This window comes from Patulibacter medicamentivorans, assembly GCF_000240225.1.
GTDB classification, from domain to species: domain Bacteria; phylum Actinomycetota; class Thermoleophilia; order Solirubrobacterales; family Solirubrobacteraceae; genus Patulibacter; species Patulibacter medicamentivorans.
Window position 1 is genome coordinate 1 of the sequence record NZ_AGUD01000015.1, and the last position, 6429, is coordinate 6429.

At 75.8% G+C, this 6429-nt stretch carries 7 protein-coding genes, 1 tRNA gene and 1 pseudogene; 4 read left to right on the plus strand and 5 right to left on the minus strand.

The genetic code is table 11. The annotated features are described in order from the left end of the window. A pseudogene (locus PAI11_RS02320) lies at positions 1 to 842 on the minus strand (hypothetical protein); the annotation flags it as partial. 100 nt (positions 843 to 942) lie between these two features. Beyond that, positions 943 to 1614 carry a TetR/AcrR family transcriptional regulator gene (locus PAI11_RS02325; RefSeq protein ID WP_007570440.1) on the minus strand — a complete coding sequence of 224 codons (672 nt, stop codon included), beginning with the start codon at positions 1612 to 1614 and terminating at the stop codon, positions 943 to 945. 179 nt (positions 1615 to 1793) lie between these two features. Here PAI11_RS02325 and PAI11_RS23790 point away from each other — a divergent pair, with 179 nt between their 5' ends. Then, on the plus strand, positions 1794 to 3794 hold the full coding sequence (locus PAI11_RS23790) for a zinc-binding metallopeptidase family protein (protein ID WP_138974057.1): 2001 nt from the start codon (positions 1794 to 1796) through the stop codon (positions 3792 to 3794). Positions 3795 to 3896: 102 nt separating this feature from the next. Here the strand turns inward: PAI11_RS23790 and PAI11_RS02335 are convergent, their stop codons facing one another. Further along, on the minus strand, positions 3897 to 4163 hold the full coding sequence (locus PAI11_RS02335; RefSeq protein WP_007570444.1) for a GlsB/YeaQ/YmgE family stress response membrane protein: 267 nt from the start codon (positions 4161 to 4163) through the stop codon (positions 3897 to 3899). 44 nt (positions 4164 to 4207) lie between these two features. On the opposite strand from PAI11_RS02335, the gene PAI11_RS02340 reads away from it, so the two are divergent. Further along, positions 4208 to 4280 (plus strand) — tRNA-Thr (locus PAI11_RS02340). Between the two features lie 49 nt (positions 4281 to 4329). Here the strand turns inward: PAI11_RS02340 and PAI11_RS02345 are convergent. Next, complete coding sequence (locus PAI11_RS02345; RefSeq protein WP_007570446.1) at positions 4330 to 4692, minus strand: DUF4180 domain-containing protein; 363 nt, start codon at positions 4690 to 4692, stop codon at positions 4330 to 4332. A gap of 156 nt (positions 4693 to 4848) precedes the next feature. On the opposite strand from PAI11_RS02345, the gene PAI11_RS02350 reads away from it, so the two are divergent. Next, positions 4849 to 5094 carry a hypothetical protein gene (locus PAI11_RS02350; protein WP_007570448.1) on the plus strand — a complete coding sequence of 82 codons (246 nt, stop codon included), beginning with the start codon at positions 4849 to 4851 and terminating at the stop codon, positions 5092 to 5094. A 116-nt stretch (positions 5095 to 5210) separates the two neighbouring features. After that, positions 5211 to 5741, plus strand: coding sequence for an HNH endonuclease (locus PAI11_RS25220; protein WP_007570450.1), 531 nt, complete (start codon positions 5211 to 5213; stop codon positions 5739 to 5741). Positions 5742 to 5762: 21 nt separating this feature from the next. On the opposite strand, the gene PAI11_RS02360 is transcribed toward PAI11_RS25220, so the two are convergent. Then, positions 5763 to 6311, minus strand: a complete 549-nt coding sequence (locus tag PAI11_RS02360) for a TetR/AcrR family transcriptional regulator (RefSeq protein WP_007570452.1) — start codon at positions 6309 to 6311, stop codon at positions 5763 to 5765. Between the last annotated feature and the right edge of the window lie 118 nt (positions 6312 to 6429).

Here is a 6429-nt window from a genome sequence, read left to right on the forward strand (position 1 = left end):
GGCGGCCGGCCGCCCAGCGACGCGGGCAGGACGTCGGGTACGACGACGCCGGCGGGCAGCGGCGGCAGCGTCACCGCGCGCTCGGCCGGCGGCGCGATGTGGCCCGCGGCGTGCGGGCGGGTGCCCGGCAGCCGCCGGTGCGGCGACGACGTGCAGCGCGCGATCCGGTGGCGGCGTTGGCGACGGGCCAGGACCACCCGCCGGATCCGCAGCGAGAGCAGCAGCAGGGCGAGCGCGACGACGACCGGCGCGACCGCGCGCACGACCGGATCGAGGGTCGCCGCCAGCGAGCGCCCGACGACCGGGTCGAGGAACGCGCTCAGCCGGCGGTCGAGCAGGTCGGAGGCGTGCTCGAGGATCGCCGGCCGCGTCCCGGTGCGGACCAGGTAGCCGCACAGTCGCACCTGGCCGGTCGCGGGGAGCGCGACCGTGCCGACCATCGTGAAGGCGCGTCCGGCTCCGAGCCGCGTGCCCGGGCGCAGCGCGCTCAGCGAGCGCCAGCCGACCCGGGTCGCGCCGGGCGGGGTCGAGAGGCGACCGCGACGGTCGCTGCTCGGCCGCGGGCAGGGCGTGGCGACCGGAGCCGCCAGCACCCGCGCGGTCACGGCGGCCCCCGCGGGGAGCCTGGCCGGCGTGCGACCGCTGATCTGCAGCCGCGCGCGCTCGCTGGAGCCGCTGGTCGTGCGCTCGGCCTGGAGCTGCAGCGGGCCGGCGATCGGCGTCGCCGCGTGGGCCCGGTGCAGCAGCATCGGGGGCGAGAAGAGCAGGAACAGGCCGACCGCGATCAGGACGAGGATCGCCACGAGCAGGCGGGTCGATCGCGTGGCGTGCTGCGGCCTCACACCCTCGTGGTCGTCCAAGCGCCGGGACGCGCGTAGCCGCGTGGCCGGCGGGCGGACGGACGTTGGATCGCCGACGCGCAGGCGCGCACGGCGTCCACGGCTAGCGGGGGCGGCCGAACCCGGCCACGATCCACGGCACCAGCTCGGGCAGCAGCGCGTCGAACCGCGGCTCGCGCTCGCGCTCGAGCAGATCGCTGGCCAGCTGGCGGACCGCGTAGATCAGGCCGACGAAGATCACGTGGCCGACGTCGGGCAGCAGCGGATCCCGCTCGCGGAGCGCCTGGTGGCGGCTCCGCAGCGCGGCCGCGAAGCGATCGAGCGAGCGGCGACGACGCTCGCGGGCCGCCGGTCCGACGGCGTCGATCTCGACCTGGAAGGCACGGCCGACCACCAGATCGGACTGCAGCGTCTCGAAGTAGGCCCCGATCGCCGCGGCGAGCACCGTCCCGACGTCCCCGTCGGCCGCGAGCGCCGCGCGGACCCGCGCCAGCAGCACGTCGATGAAGCGGTCGTAGGCGGCGAAGGCGCACGCCTGCTTGTCCGCGAATGCCTCGTAGAAGGCAGTCCGCGACACGCCGGCGCGGGCGGCGACGTCGGCGACGGCGACCCGCGCGAACCCGCGGTCGGCCAGCAGCTCGGTGAAGGCGATCATCAGCCGCTCCCGCTGGGCGCCGAGGATCTGCCCACGCGGGAGCTGGTGGCGCCCGCGGGGCAGCGTCACCGGCGGTTCGAAGAAGACGCCCGGGTGGACGGGCTGGACGCTGCTGGCCACCCCGGCAGCCTGCCAGACCGGCCGCCGGGTTGACAGCGCCCACGGTCGTCGGCGAACATCGAAAGACGTGGCGTTACTCCGATCGGTCGGAGTCGCGGCGAGCGGCTGGGGAGGCCGCGGCGCGGGACGGGGGCTGGGGCGCTCCGCCCGCGCGGGAGACGTGCCCTGGGGAGAGCAACGTGGAGCAGCGCCTGACCCGCCGTTCAGTGCTGGGGCACGCCGCGGCCGGCGCGTCCGGGCTGGCGCTCGCCGGCGCGCTCGGCAGCCGTGGAGCGCGCGCGGCCGGGTCCGCCGCGCGCGGCGTCGTCCCGCTGCCCGGGCCGGCCGCGCTGCGCGCCGACATCCAGCGGATGGTCGACTTCGGCCCGCGCCTGACCGGGACGCCGGCCCACGCCAGGTTCGTCGCCTGGATGGAGCGCGAGCTCGAGGCGGCCGGCGCAACCGTGATCGCCCGCGACGAGCACGAGCTGACGTCGTGGGAGGCGACCGGGCGCACGCTCGAGCTGCTCGGTGGCCCGTCCCCCGGCCCGGTGCGGGTCGCGACCCAGGTGACCCGCTCGCAGGAGACCGGCCCGGCCGGGGTGACGGGGCCGCTGGTCTACGGCGGCGCGCTGCCGCTGCCCAGCCTCAACACCCTCGGAACCGACCTGCAGGGGCTGCTCTCGGCGCTCGATCGCTACCCGGCGGACCTGCTGAGCGCGCTCGCCGCGCTGGTGGCCCAGATCCCGCGGATGTCGATGCGCGGCGCGATCGTCGTCGTCGACCTGCCGCTGCCGCTGCCGCTGCCGCTGCCGGAGTCGACGTTCCTGCCGCTGCTGAACGGCTTCCACTGGTCGGGGCACACCGTCGCCGACATCGCCCTGCGCGACTACAAGCGGCTCTGGATCCCGCTGGGGACGAGCACCGGGGTCTTCAAGCAGGCCGGTGCCGCGGGCGTCGTGTTCGTCTTCGACGCCTCGTACGAGGCGCTCGAGGGCAACGACTCGCCGTTCCTCGGGCCGTTCGAGCCGCTGCCGGCGCTCTGCGTCGACCGCGACACCGGCCGCCGCCTGCGCGACGCCGCCGTGTCGGCCACCCCGGCCCGGCTGACCCTGACCGCGAACCGCCGCAAGACGACCTCGCCGAGCATCGTCGCGGTCCTCCCCGGGACGACGGACGAGGCGACGATCCTCAACACCCACACCGACGGGCAGAACTTCGCCGAGGAGAACGGGGGCGTGGCGATGGTCCACCTGGCCCGCCACTTCGGATCGCTGCCGCGGTCGCAGCGGCTGCGGCGGTCGCTGGTCTTCAGCGCCGTGACCGGCCACATGGCCAGCGGCCTGCCCCAGACCGAGGGCTTCATCGAGGATCACCCCGAGCTGGTCCGGTGCGCGGCCGCGGCGATCACGATGGAGCACTTCGGCTGTACCGAGTGGGTCGACGTCGTCGGCCGCGGCTACCGACCGACCGGCGACCCCGAGATGCTCGGCGTCTGGGTCTCGGACACCGGCCTGCGGGCGCCGACGGTCGCGAGCGTGCAGGAGCACGACATCCCCCACGTCGCCTTCGTGCGCCCGGGGCTGCAGTTCGGGATCGGGGGTGCGTTCCAGGCCGCGGGCGTGCCGCAGATCGGGTTCCTGGCCGGGCCGAACTACCTGGTGTCGATCACCGAGAACGGCCACATGGACAAGCTCGACGCCGACCTGGCGGCGCGGCAGGTGCGCTGGACGGCCGACATGGTCCGGCGGATCGACGGGATGTCGCTGGCCGAGCTGCGCACCGGCGACCCGCTGCTGCGCCCGCGCCAGACGGCCGGCTGCCCGAGCTTCCCCGCTCGACGGCCACCGGCGCCGGCGCCGGCGACCCGCTTCTCGCTGCGGCTGTCCCTGGACCGGACCGACGCCCGCACGCTGCGGCGGACGGGACGGCTGCGCGGCAGGCTGCGGACCTCGGTCCCGGGCCGCGTGCGGCTGCGGGCGACGATCGAGCGACTCGGCGGCCACCGGGTGCGGCGGCGCCTGGCCGAGGACGTCGTGCGCGTCGGGCGGCCGGGATCGCGCCGGTTCGCGCTGCGGCTGACGGCCCGCGGGCGACGCGAGCTGGCCACCGGGCGGCGGTTCCGGGTGACCCTGACCGGCCGCACCCACCACGGCGGCAAGCTGCGACGGCGGGCGGTGCGGCGGGTGATCGGGCGCTAGGCGGGCGGCGCGGGCGAGCGGGCGGCGCGACTGGTGCGCGTTTGGCACCTGGCAGGTGCCAAAGGCGCACCAGTGGCCAGAGCGGCGGCGGCGCGCGGCGGCTCAGCGTCGTCGGCCGCGGCCGCTGAGCGCGCGCAGCACGAGCAGCAGCAGGATCGATCCGAGGATCGCGATCGCCCAGGTGCCGGAGTCGTAGAACGAGCCGATCTCGCCGACGTCGGCCGCCGACGCGATCGCCCCGCCGATCAGCGCGCCGAGCACCCCGACCGCCGTCGTCGTCAGGCAGCCCTGGGCCTGCGAGCCCGGGACGACCGCCCGCGCCAGCAGTCCCGCCACGAGTCCCAGCACGATCCAACCGAAGATGCCCATCGAGCCAACGGTATCGCGACGACCGCGCTACCCTTCCGATCCTCGCCTCCGTAGCTCAGCTGGTAGAGCACTTCACTCGTAATGAAGGGGTCAGCGGTTCGAGTCCGCTCGGAGGCTCTGTCGAGGAAGGCCCGCGTTCGCGGGCCTTTCGCGTTCCCGGGGCCGGCTACCCCGCCGCCAGTCGCCGATCGAGCGCCGCCTCGTCCGGCACGAACCAGACGTGCCCGCCGCGGTTGGACTCGGCGACGTAGTCGCGGAAGGCGCCGCTCGCCGCCTCGAACGGCGACACGTCGCCGATCACGACGAGCTTGAGGTGGTAGTTGACGAGCTTCTGGGTCAGCCCGCCGGCCATCTGCGAGCGGAGGTCGAAGAACGCCGGGTCGAGGCGCGCCACCGGGACGGCGATCACGTTCGCCCGCTCGAACCAGGCGCTGCCGATCAGGTCCGCGGTCTCCTCGGAGGTCGAGACCAGCGGGCCGTCGGGGCCCAGGCGCAGGATCCGGAGGCCGCCGCGTTCGTCGATCGGCATCCGCCCACGGTAGGGACGCCGGCGGTCGGGCACCTGGCCGCCGCCTCGACTCGACCCACTCGCCGCAACCGCGATCGGACCTCCGTCCAGCCGCGCCCCGCGGTGCGCCCGCACGTATACGCTTGGCCCGTGCAGCCTGAGACATCGGGACGTATCTTGCGTCTTCTGCTCGGCCTCGAGGCGCTGCTGGGCCTGGTCGTGCTCGGCGGGCTCGGGGTCTACACGGTGATGGGACCCGGTGGCGGGGCCAGCTGCGGCGGCAACTGCGACCACTGGCAGTCGCTCGCCTCGTCGGCCCTGACGTTGGCGGCCGTCGTCGGCGCCGCGCTGCTGGCGGCGATGGTCGTCGTCGGGGCCCTGGGACTGGTCGGCGCCGCGCAGAAGGCGCGCCGCGGCCGATAGCGCCGCCCCGCCCGTGAGGTTCCGGTCGCCCGCCGACCGTTTCGTCCCACGCCCCGCCCCCACGGCCCTGCACGATCGCCTGCACCCCATCCCCCGGCCCGCCTACCGTCGCCGGCATGCTGCGGGAAGCCAAGAGCGCACGGTTCGAGCGCCGCCTGACGCCGCTCGGGCGCCGCTACGGCCTGGTCCACGGTCGCGAGCAGGCGACCGCGACCTGGGGCGCGCGGGCGTTCCGGGCCCTCCAGGAGGAGCAGCTGACGCTTCCCGTCCCGCTGCTGCGGGACGAGGCCCGGACCTGGTGGGCGTTCGAGGACCGCGTCTACTGGGAGGACGACGATCTCTCGGCCGACGACGTCCTGGCCCTGGTCCGCGACCGCGAGCGACGCCAGCGTCGCCGGCTGGAGCGCGCCCACGCCGCGCTCGCCGGCGAGGAGCACGCGGAACGCCCCCGCCGCGAGCCGCTCCCGCGCGAGGTCCGGCGGGCCGTCTGGGAGCGGGACGGCGGTGCCTGCGCCGAGTGCGGCGCGACCTTCGACCTGCAATACGACCACGTGATCCCGATCGCGCTCGGCGGCGCCAACACGGTCGAGAACCTCCAGGTCCTCTGCGCCCCCTGCAACCAGCGCAAGGGCGCCGCGATCGGCTGATGGTCGGGCGGCGGAACCGCCCTACGGCGCCATCCCCCGCCACAGCAGGTCGACCGCCTGCCGGGCCCACTCCTCGACCGGCATCGGCCGGCCCGCGACGTGGCGGGCGAAGAACGAGCCGACCAGCAGCTCGAGCGCCAGCAGCCCGTCGAAGTCGGCCCGCACCTGGCCCCGCTCCTGCGCCGCGCGCACGATCACGTCCATCCGCTCGCGGTGCGGCTCGACCACGCGCTCGCGGTGCAGGCGCAGGGCGTCGCTGTCGTCGCGCTCGACCAGCATCGTCCCGAGCACGTCGAGCCCGACCGTCTCGAGCTTGCTGCCGAAGGCGATCAGGAACGCCAGCAGCGCGTCGCGCAGGTCCTCGTGCTGCTCGGCGGCGTCGACGTCGACGTCGAAGTGCGCGATCGCGGCCGTCGCCAGGTCGGCGCTGTTGCGGTACCGGCGGTAGATCGTCGTCTTGGCCACGCCGGCCCGCTCGGCGACCGCCTCGACCGTCAGCCCGCCGATGCCGCGCTCGGCCAGCAGCTCGTAGGCCGCGGCCAGGATCCGCTCGTCGACGTCGCGGCTCACGACTCGGCCTCGGGCAGCGGCTCGGCTGCCGCGACCCCGGCCCCACCCGGCGCCGCGACGCCGCCGGCAGCCGCCGCGCCACCGCCTGCCACCACGCCACCGCCAGCCGCCCCGCTGC

Coding starts and splice junctions, on each gene's coding strand:
- PAI11_RS02335 (WP_007570444.1), bottom strand. CDS start 4,163: ATGGGCATCTTCGGTTGGATCGTGCTGGGACTCGTGGCGGGACTGCTG.
- PAI11_RS02345 (WP_007570446.1), bottom strand. CDS start 4,692: ATGCCGATCGACGAACGCGGCGGCCTCCGGATCCTGCGCCTGGGCCCC.
- PAI11_RS25220 (WP_007570450.1), top strand. CDS start 5,211: ATGCTGCGGGAAGCCAAGAGCGCACGGTTCGAGCGCCGCCTGACGCCG.